The organism is Agromyces sp. C10, assembly GCF_023217995.1.
In the GTDB taxonomy this organism is placed as follows: Bacteria; Actinomycetota; Actinomycetes; order Actinomycetales; family Microbacteriaceae; genus Agromyces; species Agromyces indicus.
This window is the reverse complement of the sequence record NZ_JALPSX010000011.1, coordinates 101603-123477: the sequence shown is the minus strand read 5'-3', so window position 1 is coordinate 123477 and position 21875 is coordinate 101603. Positions and strand designations below refer to the sequence as shown.

24 protein-coding genes are annotated in these 21875 nt (G+C 73.5%); 18 read left to right on the top strand and 6 right to left on the bottom strand.

Annotated features, from left to right (window positions below; translation table 11 throughout):
* Positions 1-32 precede the first annotated feature (32 nt).
* A complete protein-coding gene (locus M1L56_RS13500) occupies positions 33-1580 on the bottom strand; it encodes an AlkA N-terminal domain-containing protein (protein ID WP_282573644.1) in 1548 nt (515 codons plus the stop codon).
* Between the two features lie 77 nt (positions 1581-1657).
* On the opposite strand from M1L56_RS13500, the gene M1L56_RS13495 reads away from it, so the two are divergent.
* The 10 genes from M1L56_RS13495 to M1L56_RS13450 all read left to right on the top strand — a co-directional run bounded on the left by M1L56_RS13495 (position 1658) and on the right by M1L56_RS13450 (position 11495).
* Positions 1658-3064, top strand: coding sequence for an FAD-binding oxidoreductase (locus M1L56_RS13495; RefSeq protein WP_248599622.1), 1407 nt, complete (start codon positions 1658-1660; stop codon positions 3062-3064).
* Positions 3065-3074: 10 nt separating this feature from the next.
* A complete protein-coding gene (locus M1L56_RS13490) occupies positions 3075-4226 on the top strand; it encodes a PrsW family intramembrane metalloprotease (RefSeq protein ID WP_248599621.1) in 1152 nt (383 codons plus the stop codon).
* An 82-nt stretch (positions 4227-4308) separates the two neighbouring features.
* On the top strand, positions 4309-5604 hold the full coding sequence (locus M1L56_RS13485; RefSeq protein WP_248599620.1) for a GAF domain-containing protein: 1296 nt from the start codon (positions 4309-4311) through the stop codon (positions 5602-5604).
* 121 nt (positions 5605-5725) lie between these two features.
* Entirely contained in the window at positions 5726-7249 is a 1524-nt protein-coding gene (locus M1L56_RS13480) for an aldehyde dehydrogenase family protein (protein WP_248599619.1), read from the top strand.
* 5 nt (positions 7250-7254) lie between these two features.
* Positions 7255-7671 carry a DUF779 domain-containing protein gene (locus M1L56_RS13475; protein WP_248599618.1) on the top strand — a complete coding sequence of 139 codons (417 nt, stop codon included), beginning with the start codon at positions 7255-7257 and terminating at the stop codon, positions 7669-7671.
* A 169-nt stretch (positions 7672-7840) separates the two neighbouring features.
* On the top strand, positions 7841-8212 hold the full coding sequence (locus M1L56_RS13470) for an FKBP-type peptidyl-prolyl cis-trans isomerase (protein ID WP_067946666.1): 372 nt from the start codon (positions 7841-7843) through the stop codon (positions 8210-8212).
* 169 nt (positions 8213-8381) lie between these two features.
* Positions 8382-9215 carry a DUF4397 domain-containing protein gene (locus tag M1L56_RS13465; protein ID WP_248599617.1) on the top strand — a complete coding sequence of 278 codons (834 nt, stop codon included), beginning with the start codon at positions 8382-8384 and terminating at the stop codon, positions 9213-9215.
* Positions 9216-9220: 5 nt separating this feature from the next.
* Positions 9221-9910 carry a class F sortase gene (locus M1L56_RS13460; protein WP_248599616.1) on the top strand — a complete coding sequence of 230 codons (690 nt, stop codon included), beginning with the start codon at positions 9221-9223 and terminating at the stop codon, positions 9908-9910.
* A 48-nt stretch (positions 9911-9958) separates the two neighbouring features.
* Positions 9959-10621: an RNA polymerase sigma factor gene (locus tag M1L56_RS13455; protein ID WP_248599615.1), complete on the top strand. Its 663-nt coding sequence runs from the start codon at positions 9959-9961 to the stop codon at positions 10619-10621.
* Entirely contained in the window at positions 10599-11495 is an 897-nt protein-coding gene (locus M1L56_RS13450) for an anti-sigma factor (protein ID WP_248599614.1), read from the top strand. The genes M1L56_RS13455 and M1L56_RS13450 overlap by 23 nt, the downstream gene beginning before the upstream one ends.
* Positions 11496-11542: 47 nt before the next feature.
* Here M1L56_RS13450 and M1L56_RS13445 read toward each other — a convergent pair whose 3' ends face one another.
* Entirely contained in the window at positions 11543-11839 is a 297-nt protein-coding gene (locus M1L56_RS13445; protein WP_067946673.1) for a protealysin inhibitor emfourin, read from the bottom strand.
* A gap of 39 nt (positions 11840-11878) precedes the next feature.
* The gene (locus M1L56_RS13440) at positions 11879-12991 is read right to left on the bottom strand and encodes a M4 family metallopeptidase (protein ID WP_248599613.1); all 1113 of its coding nucleotides are present in this window, start codon (positions 12989-12991) and stop codon (positions 11879-11881) included.
* Between the two features lie 100 nt (positions 12992-13091).
* Here M1L56_RS13440 and M1L56_RS13435 point away from each other — a divergent pair, with 100 nt between their 5' ends.
* Complete coding sequence (locus M1L56_RS13435) at positions 13092-13937, top strand: CPBP family intramembrane glutamic endopeptidase (protein ID WP_248599612.1); 846 nt, start codon at positions 13092-13094, stop codon at positions 13935-13937.
* Positions 13938-13950: 13 nt separating this feature from the next.
* Here the strand turns inward: M1L56_RS13435 and M1L56_RS13430 are convergent, their stop codons facing one another.
* On the bottom strand, positions 13951-14415 hold the full coding sequence (locus M1L56_RS13430; RefSeq protein ID WP_248599611.1) for a hypothetical protein: 465 nt from the start codon (positions 14413-14415) through the stop codon (positions 13951-13953).
* Positions 14416-14422: 7 nt separating this feature from the next.
* The gene (locus tag M1L56_RS13425; protein WP_248599610.1) at positions 14423-14791 is read right to left on the bottom strand and encodes a DUF488 domain-containing protein; all 369 of its coding nucleotides are present in this window, start codon (positions 14789-14791) and stop codon (positions 14423-14425) included.
* A 154-nt stretch (positions 14792-14945) separates the two neighbouring features.
* Between M1L56_RS13425 and rpsO the strand changes: the two genes are divergently transcribed.
* Both rpsO and M1L56_RS13415 read left to right on the top strand, forming a co-directional pair.
* Positions 14946-15215, top strand: coding sequence for a 30S ribosomal protein S15 (rpsO, locus tag M1L56_RS13420; RefSeq protein ID WP_067946678.1), 270 nt, complete (start codon positions 14946-14948; stop codon positions 15213-15215).
* A gap of 218 nt (positions 15216-15433) precedes the next feature.
* Positions 15434-15997, top strand: a complete 564-nt coding sequence (locus M1L56_RS13415) for a type 1 glutamine amidotransferase domain-containing protein (RefSeq protein WP_067946680.1) — start codon at positions 15434-15436, stop codon at positions 15995-15997.
* Positions 15998-16052: 55 nt separating this feature from the next.
* Here M1L56_RS13415 and M1L56_RS13410 read toward each other — a convergent pair whose 3' ends face one another.
* Positions 16053-16595, bottom strand: a complete 543-nt coding sequence (locus M1L56_RS13410) for a CGNR zinc finger domain-containing protein (RefSeq protein WP_248599609.1) — start codon at positions 16593-16595, stop codon at positions 16053-16055.
* Between the two features lie 93 nt (positions 16596-16688).
* Here M1L56_RS13410 and M1L56_RS13405 point away from each other — a divergent pair, with 93 nt between their 5' ends.
* The 5 genes from M1L56_RS13405 to M1L56_RS13385 all read left to right on the top strand — a co-directional run bounded on the left by M1L56_RS13405 (position 16689) and on the right by M1L56_RS13385 (position 21847).
* Complete coding sequence (locus tag M1L56_RS13405) at positions 16689-17702, top strand: DMT family transporter (protein ID WP_248599608.1); 1014 nt, start codon at positions 16689-16691, stop codon at positions 17700-17702.
* Positions 17703-17711: 9 nt separating this feature from the next.
* The gene (locus M1L56_RS13400) at positions 17712-18599 is read left to right on the top strand and encodes an LLM class flavin-dependent oxidoreductase (RefSeq protein ID WP_248599607.1); all 888 of its coding nucleotides are present in this window, start codon (positions 17712-17714) and stop codon (positions 18597-18599) included.
* 47 nt (positions 18600-18646) lie between these two features.
* Positions 18647-19270, top strand: a complete 624-nt coding sequence (locus M1L56_RS13395) for a hypothetical protein (protein WP_248599606.1) — start codon at positions 18647-18649, stop codon at positions 19268-19270.
* A gap of 132 nt (positions 19271-19402) precedes the next feature.
* Positions 19403-21013, top strand: a complete 1611-nt coding sequence (locus M1L56_RS13390; protein ID WP_248599605.1) for a M28 family metallopeptidase — start codon at positions 19403-19405, stop codon at positions 21011-21013.
* Between the two features lie 81 nt (positions 21014-21094).
* Positions 21095-21847, top strand: coding sequence for a fructosamine kinase family protein (locus M1L56_RS13385; RefSeq protein WP_248599651.1), 753 nt, complete (start codon positions 21095-21097; stop codon positions 21845-21847).
* Positions 21848-21875: the final 28 nt, after the last annotated feature.

Below are 21875 nucleotides of genomic sequence, written 5' to 3'. Positions count from 1 at the left end.
GCTCCGATGCTCCGTGACGTCGACAACGCGGGTCAGGCGGATGCCGCGCGCCACAGGTGCATCGACGCGTAGCTGCGCCACGGCGCCCACGCCGCCCCGCGCTCCGCGAGCCCGCGTTGGTCGGCCGGCAGGCCGAGGCGCGCGGCGCCGTTGCGGAGCGCGAGGTCGGACACGAGGAGCTCGTCGGGCTCGCGGGTGACGCGCATGGCCAGGTAACCGGCGGTCCACGGGCCGATCCCCGGCACGGCGAGCAGGTCGGCCCGGAGCTCGTGGCGCTCGCGCTCGGGGGCGACCACGAGGTCGCCGGAGGCCAGGCGAGCGCACACGTCCACGATCGTCCGGATGCGGGCGGCCGGTCCCCGCAGGACCGAGGCGCCCTCGGCGGCGATCGCGGCCGGCGTGGGGAAGAGCCGCCGGGGTCCGTCGGCGTCGATCGGCGCCGGACCCGGTCGGCCGGTGGTGCCCACCGATTCGCCGAGGGCCGCGGCGAGCCGGCCGAGGGCGGTGCGCGCGGAGGCCACCGAGACCTGCTGGCCCACCAGTGCGCGCACGACGAGCTCGTGCGCGTCGAGCGCGCCGGGCATGCGGATGCCCGGCACCGCCGCGACCGACGGGGCGAGCGCGGGGTCGGCCGAGAGCGCCTCGTCGATCGCGACGGCGTCGGCGTCGAGGTCGAACAGGCGCCGGACCCGGGCGACGAGCGGCGCGAGGTCGGCGAGCGCCGTGAGACGAACCTCGACCTCGACGCCCGCGCCGCGCGCCGCGGCGCGGAGGCGGACGGAGGCGGGACCGGAGGGCAGCGCCAGCGTGCGTTCGAAGCGGTCGGGGCCGGCGACCTCCACGCCGTCGACGGCTCGGGCCGCGAGCCAGGCGAAGACGCCGGCCGCGTCGAAGGGCGGACGCGCGGGCAGGTGCAGGCGCACGACGCCGGCGTCGGCCGCGGCGAGGGCCGTCGCGGCATCCGCCGCCCGCGCGCCCGCTGCGCGGAGCTCGAGCGGGCTGCGCTCGTACACCGCGCGGATCGTGTCGTTGAACTGGCGGATGCTGCCGAAGCCCGAGGCGAACGCGACGTCGGCGACGGGCATCGCGGTCGACACGAGCAGGGTGCGCGCCGTCTGCGCGCGGTGGGCGCGGGCGAGCGCGAGCGGCCCGGCTCCGAGTTCGGCGGACAGGACCCGGGTCAGGTGCCGCGGCGTGTACCCGAGCCGGGCGGCGAGGCCCGGGACGCCGTCGCGCTCGACGACGCCGTCGGCGATGAGGCGCATGGCGCGGGCGGCGAGGTCGTCGTCGAGGTCCCACTCGGGCGAGCCCGGCACGGCATCGGGGAGGCAGCGCTTGCACGCGCGGAGGCCCGCCTCGTGGGCGGCGGCCGCCGTGCGGTAGAAGGTCACGTTCGCGGGCTTCGGCGGCACGGCCGGGCAGCTCGGCCGGCAGTAGATGCCCGTGGAGTGGACGCCCGTGATGAACTGCCCGTCGAACCTGGCGTCGCGCGCGAGCATGGCGCGGTAGCGCTCGGCGAACGCCGGGTCGCCGAGCGGGTCGGCGTCGCGGGGCCGAACGGGGGCGGCGGTCGGGGTCATCACCCCTCAAGGCTCGCACGCCCCGCCGTCGCCGGATAGCGGAAATCGGACATGGCTGCGCTGGGTACGCTGACGGCATGCACGACGACGTCCTCACCCGCCTCACCGCCGCGCTCGGCGACGCCGTGGTCACCAGCGGCCCCGCCCTCGACGCCGTCCGCGAGGACCGCTCCGGATGGGTGAGCGAGCACCCGGCGCTCGCCGTCGTGCACGCGGCATCCGTCGACGACGTGCAGCAGGTGCTGCGGCTGGCCCACGAGACGCGCACCCCGGTGGTACCGCGCGGGGCGGGCACCGGCCTCGCCGGCGGGGCCCTCGCGAGCCGCGGCGCGATCGTCCTCGACCTCACGCGGATGAACCGGATCCTCGAGCTCGACGACGTCGACGAGCTCGCCGTCGTCGAGGCGGGCGTGCTGAACGGCGACCTCGACCGCGCCGCGCGGGAGCGCGGCCTCTGGTACGCGCCCGACCCCGCGAGCCGCGCCATCTCGTCGATCGGCGGCAACATCGCCACGAACGCGGGCGGGCTCCTCTGCGCGAAGTACGGCGTGACGCGCGAGAGCGTGCTGGGCCTCGCGGTGGTCCTCGCGGACGGCACGCTGCTGCGCACGGGCCACCGCACCGTCAAGGGCGTCACGGGCTACGACCTCACCGCCCTGCTCACCGGCTCCGAGGGCACCCTCGGCGTGATCGTCGAGGCCACCGTGCGCCTCCGCCCCGTCGTGGCGGGCGAGACCCACACCGTGGCCGCCGCGTTCCCCGACGTCGAGGCGGCCGGCGTCGCCGCCGCGGGCGTCGCCGCCGCACGAATCCGCCCCGCCCTGCTCGAGCTCGTCGACGCCGTGGGCCTCGGGCGCGTCGCCGAGTTCCTCGGGCCCGACGAACTCGCGGGCACGCCGATCGCCGACCTCGCACCGGGGGAGACGTTCCTGCTCGCCCAGACGGATGCGGGCGACGCCGCCGCCGAGGCCGACGTGATCGCCCGCGCGTTCGCCGAGGCCGGCGGTCGCGTGACCCGATCGACGGATGCCGCGACCGGCGAACGGCTCCTCGGCATCCGGCGGGCCATGCACCCGGCGCTCGCATCGCGCGGCAAGGTGCTCATCGAGGACGTCGCCGTGCCGCGCTCGCGCCTGCCGCAGATGTTCCGCGCGATCGCCGAGATCGGTGAGCGCTACGGCGTCGAGATCCCCACCCTGGCCCACGCGGGCGACGGCAACCTGCATCCGAACTTCGTCTTCGAGGGCGACGAGGTGCCCGAGCACGTGTGGGCCGCGGCCGACGAGATGTTCCGTGCGGCCGTGCGGCTCGGCGGCACCCTCACGGGCGAGCACGGCGTCGGCCTGCTGAAGCGGCGCTGGCTGGCCGAGGAGCTCGGCGACGCGTCGGTCGAGCTCCAGCGCCGGATCAAACAGGTGTTCGACCCGGCCGGCATCCTCAACCCGGGCGTGATGTTCGAGCCCGCACCCGCCACCGCTCGGTAGGCTGCACCGCGTGAGCTTCACGCCGACGCCAGCGCCCGGACCCCAACCGCACCTGCACGTCTGGCCGGCCGCGGCACCGCCCCGGCGGGGCGCGGGCGCCGGCATCGTGGTGCTGAGCGCCGTCGCGGTGCTCGCGGGCCTGCTCGTCTTCGCCTACCTCGCGATCTCGTTCGGCATCTCGGTGCTCGTGGTCGGCACGCTCGTCGCGCTCGTGCCGCTCGCGATCGTGCTCCTCGCGGTCCGGTGGATCGACCGCTGGGAGCCCGAACCGCGGTGGGCGCTGTGGTTCGCCTTCCTCTGGGGCGCGGCCGTCTCGGTCGCGATCGCGCTCATCGTCGACCTCGGCGTGCAGCTCTTCGTGGCGGTGACGAGCCCCGCCGGCGCCGGCGCCGATGCGACCATGCAGGCGGTCGTGCAGGCGCCGATCGTCGAGGAGCTCGCGAAGGGCGTGGGCGTCCTGCTCATCTACGCGTTCTCGAAGTCGCACTTCGACGGGCCGGTCGACGGCCTGGTCTACGCCGCGACCGTCGCGGCGGGCTTCGCCTTCACCGAGAACATCCTCTACTTCGGCGCGGCGCTCATCGAGGGCGGCGCGGGCGAGCTCGGGGCGACGTTCGTCGTCCGTGGCATCTTCTCCCCATTCGCGCACGTGCTCTTCACGGCCTGCACGGGCATCGCGATCGGCATCGCCGCCCGCCGCGGCGGCGCGGGCGTCATCGGGTGGTTCCTGCTCGGCCTGGTCGCCGCGATCCTCCTCCACGCGTTCTGGAACGGCTCGCTCGCGTTCGCCGACGCCCTGGCGCTCTACTTCACCGTGCAGGTCCCGATCTTCATCGGCGCGATCGTCGTGACAATCCTGCTGCGCCGAGAGGAGCAGCGCGTGACTCGGACCCGCCTCGCCGAGTACGCGGCCGCGGGCTGGTTCAGTCCCGACGAGGTCTCCGGCCTCTCGACGCCGTCGGGCCGGCGGGCCGCGCTCGCGTGGGCCCGCGCGCAGCATCCGCCGCGCACCGCGCAGGTGCAGCGGTTCATCGCGGATGCCACGCGGCTGGCGTTCACGCGCCAGGCCCTCGTCACCGGGCGCGGCGACGTGCGCCGGCTCGAGGACGAGCGCGTGCTGCTCGACGCCGTCACCCGCGGACGCGCCGCCATCTCGGCCTGACCGTCCCGTCGGCGACCGGCCGACGCCCGGGCGAGGAGGTCTATGCTGTCCGCATCCGGAATCGACGGCGATCGGAGTCGGCGTGCGCAGTCCAGGCCACGACCCGCGGGAGCGCGACGCGCGCGACCTGCGCGATCGGCTGCTGCGCGCCCAGGAGGACGCCATCGCGACCGGCGTCGTGCCGCTCAGCCTCCGTCCCGTCGTGCGCGACTCGTGGGAGCGCGCCATCCGCGGCGCCATCGACCCCGACCGGGCGCTGCCGACCATCGACCTCGACGACGACGCCTTCCGCGCGTACCGCGCCGGTCACGCCCTCGCGCCGGTCATGCCGGTGATCCGCAGGCTGCTCGTCGAGGGGGCGGATGACGCGGGGCTCGTCGTCGCCGTCGGCGACGCCCAGGGGCGGCTGCTCTGGGTGGAGGGCGACCCGCACCTGCGTCGCCGTGCCGAGGACATGCTGTTCGTCGCCGGCGCGGACTGGTCGGAGTCGAGCGTCGGCACGAGCGCCCCGGGCACCGCCCTGCAGCTGGATCGCCCGGTCCAGATCCGCGGTGCCGAGCACTACAACCGGATCGTGCACCCGTGGAGCTGCACCGCCGCGCCCGTGCACGACCCCGCGACGGGCGCGCTGCTCGGCGTGATCGACATCACGGGCACCGACCTCGCGGTCGCCCCGCACGCGCTCTCGCTCGTCTCGGCGACCGTCGCGGCGGTCGAGGCCGAACTGCGCATCGCGAACCTCGAGACGGCCGTGCACGCCACCATCCGCCGTTCGCGCCTGCGCGCCGTCCCCGCGCCCTCGCGCACCGCGCTCACGGTGCTCGGCGAGCGGCGCCCGCGGCTCGGCGACGTCGAGCTCAGCCCGCGGCACGCGGAGATCCTCACCCTGCTCGCGTGGCATCCGAGCGGGCTCGGCGCCGAGCGGCTCGCCGCGCTCGTGTACGAGGGCGACCCCTCGCCGGTCACGCTGCGCGCCGAGATCGCCCGGCTCCGCCGCGTGCTCGAGGCGGCGGGGGAGCCGCCGCTCGAGTCGCGCCCGTACCGCCTCGGCCGCGAGCTCGACCTCGATGCCGCCCGCGTGGCGAAGCTCGCCGGCCAGGGGGCGCTCCGCAAGGCGCTCGAGCACTACGCCGGTCCGGTGCTCCCCGCATCCGCCGCGCCCGGCATCGTGGAGCTGCGCGACGAACTCGCGGGCCGCCTCCGTGAGTCGATGCTCGCCGACGCCGCACCCGACCTGCTGCTCGCCTTCGCGGAGCGCGACGAGCACCGCTACGACGCCGCGCTCTGGCGCGCGCTGCTCCAGGTCCTGCCGGCGCGCTCCCCGCGTCGCGCGTCGGTGGTCGCCCACCTCGAGCGCATCGAGTCCGCGCTGCGCTGACCGCGCTGCGTGGACTGCAACGGGGTTGCAACCCGAGGGCAACCGGTCCGCAACGCCCGCGCGCCTACCGTGGCGTCCGCCCCACTCCGAGGGCATGACGACGACGTCACGAGGAGACACGATGACCGTGTACGCCGCGCCCGGCACCGCCGGCGCACTGATCGAGTTCAAGCCGCGCTACGAGCACTTCATCGGCGGGGAGTGGGTGAAGCCCGCGGGCGGCGCCTACTTCGAGGACATCTCGCCCGTCAACGGCAAGCCGTTCACCGAGGTCGCCCGGGGCACGGCCGCCGACATCGAGGCCGCGCTGGACGCCGCCCACCGGGCTGCGCCCGCCTGGGGCCGCACGAGCGCCGCGCATCGCGCCGGCATCCTGAACGCCATCGCCGACCGGATCGACCAGCACCGCGAGCTGCTCGCGGTCGCCGAGACCTGGGACAACGGCAAGTCGATCCGCGAGCCGCTGAACGCCGACCTCCCGCTCGCGAGCGACCATTTCCGCTACTTCGCGAGCCTCATCCGCGCGCAGGAGGGCAGCTTCACCCAGCTCGACGAGGACACCGTCGCCTACCACTTCGACGAGCCGCTCGGCGTCGTCGGCCAGATCATCCCGTGGAACTTCCCGCTCCTCATGGCCACGTGGAAGCTCGCGCCGGCGCTCGCCGCGGGCAACGCGGTGGTGCTGAAGCCGGCCGAGCAGACGCCCGTGTCGATCCTCGTGCTCGTCGAGCTCATCGCCGACCTCCTGCCGCCCGGCGTGCTCAACGTCGTCAACGGCTTCGGCGTCGAGGCCGGCAAGCCGCTCGCGTCCTCCAACCGCATCCGGAAGATCGCGTTCACGGGCGAAACGACCACGGGCCGGCTCATCCTGCAGTACGCGTCGAACAACATCATCCCCTCGACCGTCGAACTCGGCGGCAAGAGCCCGAACATCGTGTTCGAGTCCGTCGCCGACCGGCGGGACTCCTTCTACGACAAGGCGCTCGAGGGGTTCAGCCTGTTCGCGTTCAACCAGGGCGAGGTGTGCACCTGCCCGAGCCGCTCGCTCATCCAGAAGTCGATCTACGACACGTTCCTCGACGACGCGATCGAACGCACGAAGCAGGCGCGACAGGGCAACCCGCTCGACACCGAGACGCAGGTCGGCGCGCAGGCCTCGAACGACCAGCTGGAGAAGATCCTCAGCTACATCGACATCGGCAAGAAGGAGGGCGCGAAGCTGCTGCTCGGCGGCGAGCGCGTCGACCTCGGCGGCGACCTCAGCGAGGGGTACTACGTCGCGCCGACGATCTTCGAGGGCGAGAACCGCATGCGGCTCTTCCAGGAGGAGATCTTCGGCCCAGTCGTCGCCGTGACGAGCTTCCGAGACTACGACGACGCGATCCGCATCGCCAACGACACCCTGTACGGGCTCGGCGCCGGCGTGTGGAGCCGCAACGGCAACGAGGCGTACCGGGCGGGGCGCGACATCCAGGCCGGTCGGGTGTGGGTGAACAACTACCACGCCTACCCGGCGGGGGCCGCGTTCGGCGGCTACAAGTCCTCCGGCATCGGCCGCGAGAACAACAAGCAGGCGCTCGCGCACTACCAGCAGACGAAGAACCTGCTCGTCAGCTACAGCGAGAACCCGCTCGGGTTCTTCTGATCCGGATGCCACGAGCCATGTCGATCGACGAACTCGCGGGCCGCGTGGTCGCGTCCGTGACGATCGAGGGCGACGTCTCGCCGCGGGTGGAGCTCACGCCCGCGGCGAGCGTCCTGCTCGCGACGCTCTGGGCCGCCCACGGCCCGCTCATGTTCCACCAGTCCGGCGGATGCTGCGACGGCAGCGCCCCGATGTGCTACCCGGCGGGCGAGTTCGCGAAGAGCGCCGCCGACGTGCTGCTCGGGGAACTCGATCTCGGATCCGGCCGGGTCGTGCCGTTCTGGATGTCGGCCGAGCAGTTCACGTACTGGCGGCACACGCACCTGACGGTCGACGTCGTTCCCGGCCGGGGGAGCGGCTTCTCGCTCGAGGCGCCCGAGGGGGTGCGGTTCCTCATCCGCTCGCGCCTCATGGAGGAGTGATCCCGGAACGGAAGAACTCGTCGCCCTGTGGATGTGGCAATGCCGACATCTCGACGGGGCGACGAGTCCTTGAGGGCTTCAGACTGCAAGATGTTCGCCCGTGGCGCAAGACCCCCGCGGACGGGCGTCCCGGATTGCCCCGGCCCGCGGCATCCGTTTTGATGGGGGGATGACTGATACGAACAGCAAGCCCGAGGTCGACGCTCCCCAGGGCCCGGCCCCCGAGGACCTGGTCATCGAGGACATCGTCGTGGGCGACGGCCCCGAGGCGGCGCCCGGCTCGACGGTCGACGTGCACTACCTGGGCGTCGAGTACGACTCGGGCGAGGAGTTCGACTCCTCGTGGAGCCGCGGGCAGTCCATCAACTTCCCCCTCCAGGCGCTCATCGCCGGCTGGCAGGAGGGCATCCCCGGCATGAAGGTCGGCGGACGTCGCCAGCTCATCGTGCCGCCGCAGAAGGCCTACGGTCCCGCCGGCGGTGGGCACCAGCTCTCCGGCAAGACCCTCATCTTCGTGATCGACCTGCTCGGCGTCAGCTGAGCCGACGACCACGGCGTTCACGGCCGGCGGACCCTCGGGTCCGCCGGCCTTCGTCATGTTCGGCGAAGTTTTTCCATTCAGGTGCATCCGATCGGGGGGCGTGGCCGGAAGTAGGTGGTGAAGGCAAGAAACGCCGCTCCGCCCCGCGGGGCTGACCTGAGAGGGAATCATGAAGAAGATCCTCATCGCCGGCATCGGTGCCGGAGCGCTCGTCGCGTTCGGTGCCGTCGCCCCGGCAACCGCATCCGAGCAGAACGCCATGCTCTCCGTGCTGCACGGCATCCCGGACACGCCCGTCGACGTCTACGTCAACGACGAGCTCACGCTCGACGACTTCCAGCCGGGTGACCTGGCCGGTCCGCTCGAGCTGCCCGCCGGCACGTACTCCGTGGTGCTCGCCGCCCCGGACTCGACCGACGCGTCCGAGCCGGTCCTGGGGCCGATCGACCTGCCGCTCGAGGCGGGCGGCAACTACACCGCCGTCGCCCACCTCGACGCCGACGGCGCGCCGACCGCGAACCTGTTCACGAACGACGTGTCCGACATCGCCGCGGGCGAGGGTCGCCTCACCGTGCGCCACGTGGCCGCCGCGCCGCCCGTGGACATCCTGGCGGGTGGCGAGGCCGTGATCTCGAACCTGGCGAACCCGGACGAGCAGACGCTGAACCTGCCCGCCGGCACCGTCGAGGCCTCGGTGGCCGCGACCGGCACGACCGACCCGGTCCTCGGCCCGGCACCGGTCGACGTCGCCGAGGGCACGCTGACCATCGTCTACGCCTGGGGCAGCCTCGAGGACGAGAACCTCGACCTCGCCGTCCAGACGATCTCGGGCATGCACTCGAGCCCCGACGGCGTCCCGGCCGGCTCCGCGGGCCTCGTCGCGACGAACGCGCCCGAGCAGCAGTTCGGCATCTGGGCGACCGCCGGCCTGGCGATCCTCGCCGCGATCGCGCTCGCCGCAGCCGCGGCCCGCAAGGCGATCACCGCGAAGGCGGAGCGCTGATCCGCATGAAGGGCACGGAGGCCGCGGCCAGGGTGATCGGGTCCCTGGTCGCGGTCTCCGCCGCGCTCGGCCTCCTGGCCGGGTGCGTCGCGGCGCCGTCGGGGGGCGGCGCCGCGACCGTCGCGCCGTCGGCGACCGCGTCGCCCGGGGCGGACCCGGCCTCCCGGCCCGCGGCGGCCGCACCGCCCGCGAGCGTGCCGGAGATCCCGCGCCAGTCCGCCTCGCTCGAGGAGCAGCGGCGCGCGCAACCCCCCGCCCCGACCCGCATCGAGGTGCCGGCCCTCGGCATCGACATGGCCGTCCGGCCCGTCGGGCTCGACGCGCAGGGGAACATGGCCCTGTTCGACGACCCGGCCGTCGCCGCCTGGTACCAGTGGGGCCCGGCGCCGGCGAGCGGCAGCGGGTCCACCGTGATCGCGGCGCACGTCGACTCGCTGGAGTACGCCGTGCTCCCGTTCGCGAAGCTCCGCGACGCGCGACCCGGCACGCTCGTGGTCGTGACGGATGCCGCGGGCACCCGGCACTCGTTCGGCGTCGACTCGCTCGAGGTCATCGAGAAGGGTGTCGTCGACTGGGACGCCGCGTTCGACCGCTCGGGCGCGTCGAGGCTCACGCTGATCACCTGCGGAGGCGAGTTCGACTACGTCAACCGCACGTACCTCAGCAACCTGGTGCTCACCGCCACACCGCGCTGACCCGCGAGGTCGCGTTCCGCCGAAGCGAAAGGGAGGATGGATATGCTGATGCCGACGCCGCACGCGACGATCGCGGCGCCGCCGCGGGTCGCCGCCGACGCGCGGCTCCTCCCGATCCGAAGAAGGGGTGAACGCCGAACCGTGAGCGCGACCGCCTTCGACACGCTGGACGATCGCGCCCTGGCCGACGAGTTCGCCGCCGGGGAGGAGCGCGCCCTGCGCGAGGCGTACGCGCGATGGTCGCCGCTCGTGTTCCGGCTCGCGCTCCGGTCGCTCGGCGACCGGACCGACGCGGAGGACGTCACGCAGCAGGTCTACATCTCCGCGTGGCGGGGCCGGCACACGTTCAACGCGACGCGCTCGAGCCTCAGCGCCTGGCTCGTGGGCATCGCCAAGCACCGCATCGCCGACGCCCACGAGGCCCGTGCCCGGGCCCGCCGCCTCGAGGATTCGCTGGTCGCCGAGGCGTCGACCGCGCCGGAGGCGGTCGACGACGACCTCGCGGAGCGCGTCATGGTCGCGGAGGAGCTCGAACGGCTCGAGCCCGTGCCGCGCCGGGTGATGCAGCTCGCGTTCTACGACGAGCTCAGCCACTCGCAGATCGCCGAGACCCTCGGCCTGCCGATCGGAACCGTGAAGAGCCATGTCCGACGCAGCCTCGCCAGGCTGCGCACGCGATGGGAGGTGGATGATGGACCACATCGAGCCTGAAGAGCTCGCCGTGCTCGCCCTCGACGGGCGCGAGCCCGACGCAGCCGTCCGAGCCCACCTCGACGCCTGCCCGGACTGCCTCGCCGAGTACGACACGCTCGTCCGGACCGTCGCGCTGGGGCGCGGCACCCCGGATGACGCGTTCGAAGCGCCGCCGTCCTCCGTGTGGGCGGCGATCCACGCCGAACTCGACCTCGCGCCCGAGCTGGCCGCCGACCCCACTGTCGGTCGCGCGCCGGCTGCGGTGGCGGTGGCTCCGGCACCGGAGGCCGCGCGAGCGGCATCGGCCGACGCCGAGGCCGCGCCGGGCCGCGAGCCCGGTCCCGCGTCGGGGGAGGGGTCGGGTCACGTCGCGCCTCGGCGCCGGTCGCGTCGCCCGGCGCTCGCGTCCGACGGGCCGGACGGCACCCGCCGGCGGAGCGCCTGGCTGCCCATCGCGGTGGTCGCCGCGGCGGGCGGCATCCTCGCCGGCATCGGACTCGGCTGGCTCCTCGGGGCCAGCGGGACCGGCGGCGGGACGACCGGACCCGACCCGGCGGTCGTGCTCGCGAGCGCCGAGCTCGACTCCTTCCCGGGATGGGACGACGCGGTGGGCTCGGCCACGGTCGAGGAACTCGACGGCACCAGGACGGTCGTCGTCGACCTCGACGCGACGGTCCCGGCCGGCGAGGTCCGCGAGGTGTGGCTCATCCGCTCCGACGCCTCCGGGCTGGTGAGCCTGGGCCTGCTCGACGGGTCGAGCGGCCGGTTCGTGGTGCCCGAGGGCATCGACCTCGACGAATACACGCTCGTCGATGTCTCCGCCGAGCCCGTGGACGGCGACCCGGCCCACTCGGGCGACTCGATCGTGCGCGGGGAACTCCGCAGCACCTGAGATCGGGCGGCCTGCGTTCGGCTCCCGGCCGACCGGCGCCGCCCGGATCAGGCGTCGCGCGCCGGCGGGCGACCCCGCTCGGGCTCGGCGCGCTCGCGCACCCGTTCGACGAGGTCGCGCCACGGACCGGTGACCTGGCGCTCGGCGAGCGTCGCCTCGTGCGGCTCGCACCGGATGCGGTACTGGTACCGATCCGGCTCGGGCGGCGCGGGCGGCGTCTCGCCCCAGGGCAGGCGCTCGATGAGCAGCTCCCACTCCTCGGGGTCGGGCTGGTCCTCGACGTGCACCTTCCACGTCAGGCGGAGCCCGGCGATGCCGCCGCTGCGGATGACCTCGACCTCCATGAGGCCGATGGTACTCCGCGGGTCGGGCCCCGTCGCCGGCTACTCCGGGTCGAGGCCGACCGTGCGCCATCCGCTCGCCACCGCCCGCACCTCGGCCGAGGTCGCGCCGAACCGGGCGCGCGCCGACTCGAGCGTGGCGGCGGCGAACACCGCGAAGCCGTCGTCGGGCCCCAGGGTGCCTGCGGTCAGGGTGTCGTACCAGACCCGGCCGGCGTGCTCCCACGCGAAGCCGCCCAGCTCGACCGCGGCGAGCGCGAACGCCCGGTTGGGGATGCCGGAGTTCAGGTGCACGCCGCCGTTGTCGTCGCTGGTGCGGATGTAATCGCGGAAGTGCGCCGGCTGCGGATCACGGCCGAGCACGTCGTCGTCGTACGCGGTGCCCGGCTCGATCATCGAGCGCAGGGCGCGGCCCTCGACGAGGTCGGTGAAGACCCCCTCGCCGATGAGCCACGTCGCCGCCCCGGCATCCTGCCCCATCGCGTACTGCTCGACGAGTGCGCCGAACACGTCGGAGACGTGCTCGTTGAGCGCCCCCGACTGGTCGCGGTAGCGGAGCCGCGCGGTGGTCTCGGTGACGCCGTGCGCGAGTTCGTGCCCGATCACGCTGAGCGACTGGGTGAACCCGCGGAACACCTCGCCGTCGCCGTCGCCGAACACCATCCGCTCGCCGTCCCAGAAGGCGTTGTCGTAGCGGTCGCCGAAGTGCACCGTCGCCTCGAGGGGCGCGCCGGCGCCGTCGATCGCGTCGCGCCCGAAGACGCGCTGGAAGAGGCGGTAGGTCTCGCCGAGGCCGTCGTAGGCCTGGTCGACGGCCTCGTCGCCCGTGGCGGGCTCGCCCTCGCGGCGCACGAGGCGGCCGGGCAGGGTCTGCGCACCGCCGGCGTCGGAGATGCGACGGTCCGGCTCCGGTTCGGCGCCCGGCCGGAGCGACGGCTGCTCGCGCGGCACTGGCGGAGCCCCGAACGACGGATGCCCGCCCTCGGCGCGGAGCTCGCGCAACGGCACGTCGTGGCGGAGCGAGCGCTGCGCGGCATCCGCCGCCACGTCGAACCGATCGGTCGCCTCGGCGACGCGCAGCAGCAGCCACGGCGGCACGATGCCCGCGCGCGGTCGGGCGTCGCGCGAGCGGGGGGAGGGCGGCATCCGGGTCATGCGACGATGCTCGCACGCGCCGCCGACAGCATCGGTGCTCCGGACCGCGAGTCGCCTGCGAGTCCCGGGCGCGCGGGTCGCGGCATGGCAGGCTGGTCGGGTGACCGCCACCGCTCCCGCCCCGACCGACGTGCGCACGCATCCGATCGGACTGGTGCCGGCCTTCCTCGTGTGCGTGGCCGCGGTGTCGCTCTTCGGCTTCCAGGAGAAGCTGCCCGGCTACGCGCTGCTCGCGGCGGGGCTCGTGATCGCCTGGTTCGTCGACCGGTCGGGCCGCACCGAGCGCCTCGCGCCCGACCTGCTCCTCATCGCGATCGGCCAGGTCATCATCTCCACGATGTCGCTCAAGGCCGAGTTGACGGATGCCGCCATGGTGCGCTTCGCGGTGGTGCTCGGGCTCGCCGTCATCGTGCCGTACGTGATCTCGCGCTTCGTCTACCGCGAGCGCGTCATCCGCTTCCCGTGGCGCACCGGCCGCCGTTGGACGCGTACCCAGTGGCTCTACCTCATCTTCGTGACGCTCGCCGGATGGCTCATCCTGCCGTTCTACTTCATCACCTCCGGCGTCTACACGAACTGGCCGGTCGTCGAGACGCCGAACGAGATCGCGCGCCTGTTCGTCGGCGTGAACGCGGTCGGCACGTGGGACGAGCTGTTCTTCATCTGCACGGTGTTCACCCTGCTGAAGCGGCACTTCCCGGCCTGGCAGGCGAACCTGCTGCAGTCGCTCGTGTTCGTGTCGTTCCTGTGGGAGCTCGGCTACCAGGCCTGGGGCCCGCTGCTCACCATCCCGTTCGCGCTCATCCAGGGCTACACCTTCAAGCTCACCAAGTCGCTCACGTACGTGCTCATCGTGCACCTCATCTTCGATGCGGTCGTGTTCGCCGTGATCGTGTACGCGCACAACGGCTGGCCGGCGATCTTCCCGTTCGTGCCCGGCGGGTAGGGCGCGCGGCGTCCTACGGTCGGCGCGCTCGCACCGCCGCCCGCAGCGACGCGACCGCGAGCAGGACCGACGACGCGGCGAGCGCGGTGCACAGCGACCACTCGAGGAGCCCGGGGGCTGCCGGGGGCCGGGCGAAGACGCGGCCCGCGTCATCCCGGTGCACGGTCACCTCCGCGCCGACCGCGAGGTCCTCGCTCCGCAGGTCGGCGCGCGTGCCCTCGGGCAGCTCGACGACGACGATGCGGAACGGCGCGGGCCGGCTGCCGCGCCGGTCGCCGACCACGCGTTCCTCGACGCGCTCGTCCACGACGACGGCCTGGACCGGGGTGCTCGCCGTGGACGCCCGCGCGGCGGTCTCGGCCACCGCCGCGACCGTCCAGGCGGCGAGGAGCACGGCGAGGACGGCGAGCACGGCGGCGGTGACCGCGGGGGGCGGGGTGCCGTCCCGTTCGACGTCACGTGCTCGTGCCGCACTCACGCCGGCATCACTCCTCCAGGTCCGCCCCGCGGTCGCCGAGCCACCCGAGCAGCACCGCGGCGTGGTTCACGCGCTCGTCTCGCGCGCCGAACAGGAGGGTGACGCGCCCGCGCTCGCGCCCGGCCGCGAGGAGCGCTCCGGCGGCGAGGTTGTCGTCGAGTTCGGCGCGGTACCGCGCGGCGAACTCGGCGAACCGATCGCCGTCCGCGCGGTGCCACTCGGCGCGCAGCTCGGGGGAGGGGGCGACGTCCTTGGCCCACTCGTCGAGTTCGGCGCGCTCCTTCGAGATGCCGCGTGGCCAGAGCCGGTCGACCAGGACCCGGTAGCCGTCGGATGCCGCGGCCGGCTCGTACACGCGCTTCATCGCGAACCCCATGGGCCCAGTCTGCACCCGGGGACGCCCGCCCACGTCGGGCGGGAGCCATCCGCTCTGCTAGAGTATTGAGGTTGCCGTGAACCGGCCGCGCATGAAGAGAGCCCAGGCACAAGGCCCCGGGCAGCGCGCAACGAGAAGGAAGGGGATCCCATCTATGGCACTGGATGCAGATACCAAGAAGGCGATCATCGAAGAGTACGCGACGCACCCCGGTGACACTGGATCCCCCGAGGTCCAGATCGCGATCCTCACCAAGCGGATCAAGGACCTCACCGAGCACCTCAAGGAGCACAAGCACGACCACCACTCGCGTCGTGGCCTGCTGCTCCTCGTGGGCCAGCGTCGTCGTCTGCTCGGCTACCTCGCCGACGTCGACATCAACCGCTACCGCTCGCTGATCGAGCGTCTCGGGCTGCGCCGCTAAGCGCAGTTCCCGCGCGGCTCTCGACGACACCGCGAACTTCTTGCGAAGGCCCCCCGCCGGCTCATCCCGAGCCCGCCGGGGGCCTTCGTCATGTGCGGGGCGGCCCGCGGGGCCGGGGAGCACGAGCGGATGGCGCCGCCTCGGCTGTCAACCCGGTTGAGCGCCGACAGCGCCCCCCGTAGCGTCGGCCGGGTCCGACGACGAAGGGGGAACAGCGCATGGCAGAACGACTCGACGGGAAGAAGGTCGCCTTCCTGGTGACCGACGGGTTCGAGCAGGTCGAGCTGACGGAGCCGTGGAACGCCATCAAGGGCGCCGGCGCCGAGGTCGACCTCGTGTCGCCCACCGAGGGCACGGTGCTCGGCATGAACCACATCGACAAGGGCGACACGTTCGACGTCGACCGCCTCGTGACGGAGGCGTCGGCCGACGGGTACGACGCGCTCGTGCTGCCGGGCGGCGTCGTCAACGCCGACCACCTGCGCATGGACGACGCGTCGGTCGCGTTCGCACGCGCCTTCTTCGAGCAGCACAAGCCCGTCGCGGTCATCTGCCACGGCGCGTGGACGCTCGTCGAGGCCGACGTGGTCCGCGGGCGGACGCTCACGTCCTACCCGTCGCTGCAGACCGACCTGCGCAACGCGGGCGCCGACTGGGTCGACGAGGAGGTCGTCGTCGACCAGGGCCTGGTGTCGAGTCGGAATCCCGACGACCTGCCGGCCTTCATCGACAAGGCGATCGAGGAGATCGCCGAGGGAGAGCACGCCGGGCAGACCGCCTGATCGGTCGGGCCGGCACCGAGCGGATGCCGCGGGCATGGGGTTGCCCGCGGCATCCTCATGTCCGCGCGCGGTGGGCGCGGGCGGCCATCCGGTTGCCGCAGCGGGTGCTGCAGTAGCGCTTGGAGGCGTTCTTCGACAGGTCGACGAACACGCCCGTGCAGTCGTCGGCGTCGCAACGGGCGAGCCGCCGGGTCTCGTCGGCGCGGATCACGTCGACGAGCGCCATGGCGCCTTCGACGAGCATGCGCTCGGCGAGCGGCGACTCCTGCGAGACGGCGTGGATGTGCCAGTCGAGGCCGTCGTGCCGCATGAGGCGCGGGGTGGCGTTCGTCTCCTCGAGGATGCCGTTGACGGCGTCGACGAGGTCGTCGCGGTCGAGGGTCCAGAGCGCGCGCAGGCGGTCGCGGACGGCGCGCACCTCGTCGAGTTCCCGGCGGTCGCCGTCGCGTCGTCCGGAGAAGCCCCAGTCGTCGAGGAGGGTGCGCAGCTGCGCGGTCGTCGCGAGCTCGTCCTCGCCGGATTCCGACGCGCCGGGCACGGTGTCGGCCACCGCGGCCATGAATCCGAGGGCCGCGGACGTGTCAGCGGTGAAAATCATTTGACTCCTGACATCCGTGCGAGTACCGTCACGAGCATAACGGTGTTCGGTCCTGACGTGGCCGGATCCGGCGATCTGTGGAGGAGGGGGCTCGTGCGCGTATCACGGGGCATCGTCGGCATCGCGCTCGGACTCGGCGCGGGCCTCGCGTTCGGGGCCGGCGGCGTCTTCGTGAAGCCGCTCCTCGAGAGCGGCTGGTCGCCCGGCGCGGCGGTCCTCGCCCGCATCTCCATCGCCGCGGCGCTCCTCGCCGTGCCCGCGCTCATCGCCCTGCGCTTCGACCTGCGACCGCTGTGGCGCGCCCGGTGGACGGTGCTGCTCTACGGCCTCGTCGCGGTGGCCGCCGTGCAGGTCGCCTTCTACGCATCGCTCGAGCGCATCCCGGTGTCGATGACGTTGCTCATCGAGTACCTCGCCCCGATCGCCCTGGTGCTCTTCGCCTGGGTGCGCACGCGACGGATGCCGCAGCTCATCGTGCTCGGCGGCTCGGTGCTCGCGATGGCCGGTCTCGTGCTCGTCATCGGCCCGGGCGGCGGCGACCTCGACGTGCTCGGCCTCCTCTTCGCGGGCATCGCGATGGTCGGCGTGTGCGTGTACTACGCCGTGGGCGAGCGCGCGACCGAGCAGCTGCCGCCGGTGGCGCTCCTCGCCGCGGGCTTCGTGGTCGGTGCCGTCGCGCTCGGCCTCTCCGGCCTCGTGGGGATCATGCCGATGGAGGCCGCCTTCACCGACGTGTCCTTCCTCGGCGGCACGGCGCCGTGGTGGGTGCCGCTGCTCACGGTCGGCGCGGTCTCGACCGCGTTCGCGTATACGGCGGGCGTGGCCGCCATCCGCCTCCTGGGCTCGCGGCTGTCCTCGTTCCTCGGCTTGTCCGAGGTGATCTTCGCCGCGATCATCGGCTGGGTGCTGCTCGGCGAGTCGCTCGGGCCGCTCCAGGTGCTCGGCGGCGTCCTGATCCTCGGCGGCATCGTGCTGGTGCGCCTCGAGCGCCGCGAGCGGACCGTGGCGACCGTCGCGCTGGACATCGACCTCGTGCCCATGCCCGACGGCACCCCCGTGGACCCGCCCGCCGGCCCGCGTCCGGCCCGCGTCGGCGAGCCCGCGTAGGCTGCGGCCATGCGCTTCGGACTCGTCATCCTTCCCCAGTACGACTGGCCCGACGCGGCCCGGCTCTGGCGCGACGCCGAGCGGCTCGGCTTCGACCACGCCTGGACCTACGACCACCTGTCGTGGCGCGGCCTCGCGGGGGAGCGGTGGCATGCGACCGTCCCGACCCTGACCGCCGCCGCCATGGTCACCGAGCGCATCCGGCTCGGCACGTTCGTGGCGAGCCCGAACTACCGTCACCCGGTGCCGTTCGCGAAGGACGTCGCGACGCTCGACCAGATCGCGGGCGGGCGCCTCGTGCTCGGGCTGGGTTCGGGCGGCACGGGCTTCGACGCGCGCGTGCTCGGGCAGGGCGAGCTGAGCCCGCGCGAGCGGTACGACCGGTTCCGCGAGTTCACCGAGGCGCTCGACCTGCTGCTCCGGTTCGAGCGGGGATCCGGCGAGGGCATTTCGTACTGGGGCGACCACTTCTCGGCCGACGCGGCGCGCATGGTGGGCGAGCCGGCGCAGTGGCCGCGCATGCCGTTCCTGATGGCGGCGAACGGGCCGCGGTCGATGCGGCTCGCCGCGCGCTTCGGGTCCGGGTGGGTGACGACGGGTCCCCAGGCCGAGACGGATGCCGCGTGGTGGGCCGGCACGGCCGACCTCGCCGCCCGACTCGACGAGGCGTGCGCCGCCGAGGGACGCGACCCGGCCGACCTCGACCGCGTCCTGTCGCTCGACGACGACCGGCGCTACTCGATGGCGAGCGTCGATGCCTTCGAGGACGCCGTCGGCCGTGCCCGCGAGCTCGGCTTCACCGACGTCGTCGCCCACCGGCCGCGCGAGCACGGGCTCTACGCCGGGAGCGAGGCCGTGCTCGAGGAGATCGGGTCGCGGCTCGACGCACTGCGGTGACGGATGCCGCGGACGCCGGCCCGCACGTGCGCCGGTAGCCTGTCGTGGTGTCCGCCCCCCGATACGTCCACCCCCTCCGCTGGGAGCCGCTGCCCTTCCTCGTCCTCGTCGTGCTGCTCGTGCTCACGGGGGTCGTCCGGCCGGAGTCCGGGCCGGCGTTCGTGGCGCTCGTGGCGGCGATCGTGCTCGCCGGGCTGTGGCTCGCCGCCGTGCTGCTGCGCGAGCGCCGCACGCGCGACCCCGACACCATGGGCGACCTCACGACCCTCGACGGTCTCGACCTCCTCGATGCGCCGTCCGCGCGCGGCGACCTGCGCACGGTCGTGCCCGTGATCGACGTGCAGCGACACCAGGCCGCGATCGACCTCGCGAGGCTGCACGGCGGCCCCGAGCAGCATGCCGTGCTCGTGCCCCGCGCCCGTCGGTGGCTCTCGCCGCGGTTCCGCATCGGCGTGCAACTCGTCGGCGACGGCCGGCCGCGCCATGCCGGGTTCGTCGCCGAGTCCGCCGAGGCGACGTGGCGCGACCGGCTCGACGAGTTGGGCGCGAAGCGGCGCTTCGTGCGCGTGCCGGCACGCATCGAGGGCGCGTCGCGGCCCTTCCGCGTCGACCTCGATCTCAGCGGGTTGCCCGCAGCGCTCGGCGAGCACGGCGCCGACGCGCCGGGCTGAATCGCCACCCCTTCGGGTATCGCCTATACGGGGTACACCGAGGGAAAGTCAAGTCTGTTTCTTCGGGAGTCGCTCCGCATAGGGTTCCCGCTGGAGGCGTGTCGACGAGGACGCGCCCGAGAAGGAGAGACGATGTATCGATCTGCAAGGCTTTCCCGCCGCGCCGCGGTGCTCGCGACCGCGACATCCGTGGTCGGTGCACTGGCGCTGGCACCCGCGGGTGCCGCCCTGGCCGCACCGCCGACCGACAAGTGCGACAAGCGCACGAACAACACGATCGCCAAGCTGCTCGAGTGCGTCAGCGCCGACGGTGCGATGGAGCACCTCGAGGCCTTCCAGGCCATCGCCGACGCGAACGGCGGCAATCGCGCCGCGGGTCTTCCCGGCTACGAGGGCAGCGTCGACTACGTCGTCGAGACCCTCGAGGCCGCCGGATGGAACGTGTCGATCGACGAGTTCCCGTACACGTTCGTCGGGCCCTCGACGCTCCAGCAGCTGACCCCGGTCAACGCCGACTACCCGACCGGGCCGTACACCGGCAGCGGGGCGGGCGACGTCACGGCAGCCGTGACCGCGGTCGACCTCCAGCTCGGAGTCGGCAACACGAGCAGCAGCGGCTGCGAGGCGGCCGACTTCGCCGGCTTCCCCGCTGGCAACATCGCCCTCGTCCAGCGCGGCACCTGCCCCTTCGGCGACAAGGCGATCAACGCCGAGGCCGCCGGTGCCGCCGGTGTGATCATCTTCAACCAGGGCAACACCACGACGGCGGACCGGAACGAGCTGATCGTCGGCACCCTCGGCGGCAACGACATCGTCGACATCCCGGTCGTCGGCGCGAGCTACGAGCAGGGCGTCGCGCTGTCGCAGGCGGGCAGCACGGCGAAGGTGTTCGTCCCCGCCCCCGAGCAGCGCCCGCAGAAGAACGTGATCGCTGAGCTGCCCGGCAAGAACGACGACAACGTCGTCATGGCCGGCGCGCACCTCGACTCGGTCCAGGCCGGCCCCGGCATCAACGACAACGGCAGCGGCTCCGCGGCCCTGCTCGACATCGCGCAGAACCTCTCGAAGCACAAGCCGCAGAACACCATCCGACTCGCGTGGTGGGGTGCCGAGGAGAGCGGCCTGATCGGCTCGCGCGAGTACGTCGCCGAGCTCAGCCAGGCCGAGAAGGACCGCATCGCGCTCTACCTCAACTTCGACATGATCGCGTCGCCGAACTACATCTTCATGATCTACGACGGGGACGAGTCGGGCTTCGAGGCTCCGGTGGTCGTGCCCGAGGGCTCGGTGCAGATCGAGGACCTCTTCGAGAGCTACTTCACGAGCATCGGCGAGCCCTACGACGACGCCGAGTTCAGCGGTCGCAGCGACTACCAGGCGTTCATCAACAACGGCATCCCCGCGGGCGGCCTGTTCACGGGCGCCGAGGTCATCAAGAGCCCGGAGCAGCAGGCGATCTGGGGCGGCACGGCCGGCGTCTCGTTCGACCCGTGCTACCACCAAGCGTGCGACGACCTCGGCAACCTGAGCCTCCACGCGCTCGACGTGAACGCCGACGCAGTGGCCCTCGCCATCCTCGCCTACTCGTACTCCACGGAGTCCGTGAACGGCGTGAAGGGCAAGGCCATCCCGGGCGGCCTGAACCTGCCCGCGCCCGGCGGTCCGGAGGAGTCCTGGAGCGCTGGCGGCGGCGGTCTGGCGCACGACCACGACCACGACCACGAGCCGACCGAGACGGAGTAGTCCGGATCGATCGAACTTGCGGGGCCCGTCGCGACAGCGGCGGGCCCCGTGCTCGTGCACGAGACTGGACCGGTGCAGACCATCACCAAGCGGCGCGGCGACGCTCCGGAGCGGTTCTTCGAGGCCGAGGCCGCCGGGCTCGAGTGGCTCGCCGCGGCCGGCGGGGCGCGCACGGCGCGGGTCGCCGAGGTCGGACCGGGCTGGATCGAGCTGGAGCACATCGCCGAGGTCCGGCCGGACCGCGTGTCCGCCCGGGAGTTCGGGACGGCGCTCGCCCGCACCCATGCGGCGGGAGCCTCCGCGTTCGGTGCGCCGCCCGACGGCTGGAGCGGCCCGCTCTTCATCGGCCGCCGGCCCATGGCCGCGGCAGCCGAGACGTCGTGGGGTCGGTTCTACGCCCGCGACCGGGTGCTCGCGTTCCTCCCGATCGCCGAGGCGGCGGGCAACGTGAGCCCGGCCGAGGCCGAGCTCGTCCGACGGGCCGCGGCCGTCGTGGCCTCGGGCGCCTTCGACGACGACGACCCGCCCGCGCGCCTCCACGGCGACCTCTGGAACGGGAACGTGCTGTGGTCGGCCGAAGGCGTCGTGCTCATCGACCCCGCGGCCCACGGCGGCCACCGGGAGACCGACCTGGCGATGCTGCACCTCTTCGGCTGCCCGTTCCTCGCCGAGGTACTCGACGGATACGAGCGGGAGCGGCCGCTGCGTGCCGGCTGGCGCGACCGCGTGCCGCTCCACCAGCTGCATCCGCTCGCCGTGCACGCCGCGGGGCACGGCCGGTCGTACGGCGTCGCGCTGGCGGGTGCCGCGGAGGCGGTGCTCGCCCTCGACTGACGCCCGGCGGACCGGGCGGGGTGGGCCG

What these genes read in the sequence shown, in the direction of transcription:
- M1L56_RS13460 (WP_248599616.1), top strand. Translation starts at nt 9,221, where the DNA reads ATGAAGGGCACGGAGGCCGCGGCCAGGGTGATCGGGTCCCTGGTCGCG.
- M1L56_RS13480 (WP_248599619.1), top strand. Translation starts at nt 5,726, where the DNA reads ATGACCGTGTACGCCGCGCCCGGCACCGCCGGCGCACTGATCGAGTTC.
- M1L56_RS13415 (WP_067946680.1), top strand. Translation starts at nt 15,434, where the DNA reads ATGGCAGAACGACTCGACGGGAAGAAGGTCGCCTTCCTGGTGACCGAC.
- M1L56_RS13495 (WP_248599622.1), top strand. Translation starts at nt 1,658, where the DNA reads ATGCACGACGACGTCCTCACCCGCCTCACCGCCGCGCTCGGCGACGCC.
- M1L56_RS13440 (WP_248599613.1), bottom strand. Translation starts at nt 12,991, where the DNA reads ATGACCCGGATGCCGCCCTCCCCCCGCTCGCGCGACGCCCGACCGCGC.
- M1L56_RS13450 (WP_248599614.1), top strand. Translation starts at nt 10,599, where the DNA reads ATGATGGACCACATCGAGCCTGAAGAGCTCGCCGTGCTCGCCCTCGAC.
- M1L56_RS13455 (WP_248599615.1), top strand. Translation starts at nt 9,959, where the DNA reads ATGCCGACGCCGCACGCGACGATCGCGGCGCCGCCGCGGGTCGCCGCC.
- M1L56_RS13400 (WP_248599607.1), top strand. Translation starts at nt 17,712, where the DNA reads ATGCGCTTCGGACTCGTCATCCTTCCCCAGTACGACTGGCCCGACGCG.
- rpsO (WP_067946678.1), top strand. Translation starts at nt 14,946, where the DNA reads ATGGCACTGGATGCAGATACCAAGAAGGCGATCATCGAAGAGTACGCG.
- M1L56_RS13410 (WP_248599609.1), bottom strand. Translation starts at nt 16,595, where the DNA reads ATGATTTTCACCGCTGACACGTCCGCGGCCCTCGGATTCATGGCCGCG.
- M1L56_RS13425 (WP_248599610.1), bottom strand. Translation starts at nt 14,791, where the DNA reads ATGGGGTTCGCGATGAAGCGCGTGTACGAGCCGGCCGCGGCATCCGAC.
- M1L56_RS13445 (WP_067946673.1), bottom strand. Translation starts at nt 11,839, where the DNA reads ATGGAGGTCGAGGTCATCCGCAGCGGCGGCATCGCCGGGCTCCGCCTG.
- M1L56_RS13475 (WP_248599618.1), top strand. Translation starts at nt 7,255, where the DNA reads ATGCCACGAGCCATGTCGATCGACGAACTCGCGGGCCGCGTGGTCGCG.
- M1L56_RS13390 (WP_248599605.1), top strand. Translation starts at nt 19,403, where the DNA reads ATGTATCGATCTGCAAGGCTTTCCCGCCGCGCCGCGGTGCTCGCGACC.
- M1L56_RS13470 (WP_067946666.1), top strand. Translation starts at nt 7,841, where the DNA reads ATGACTGATACGAACAGCAAGCCCGAGGTCGACGCTCCCCAGGGCCCG.
- M1L56_RS13465 (WP_248599617.1), top strand. Translation starts at nt 8,382, where the DNA reads ATGAAGAAGATCCTCATCGCCGGCATCGGTGCCGGAGCGCTCGTCGCG.
- M1L56_RS13500 (WP_282573644.1), bottom strand. Translation starts at nt 1,580, where the DNA reads ATGACCCCGACCGCCGCCCCCGTTCGGCCCCGCGACGCCGACCCGCTC.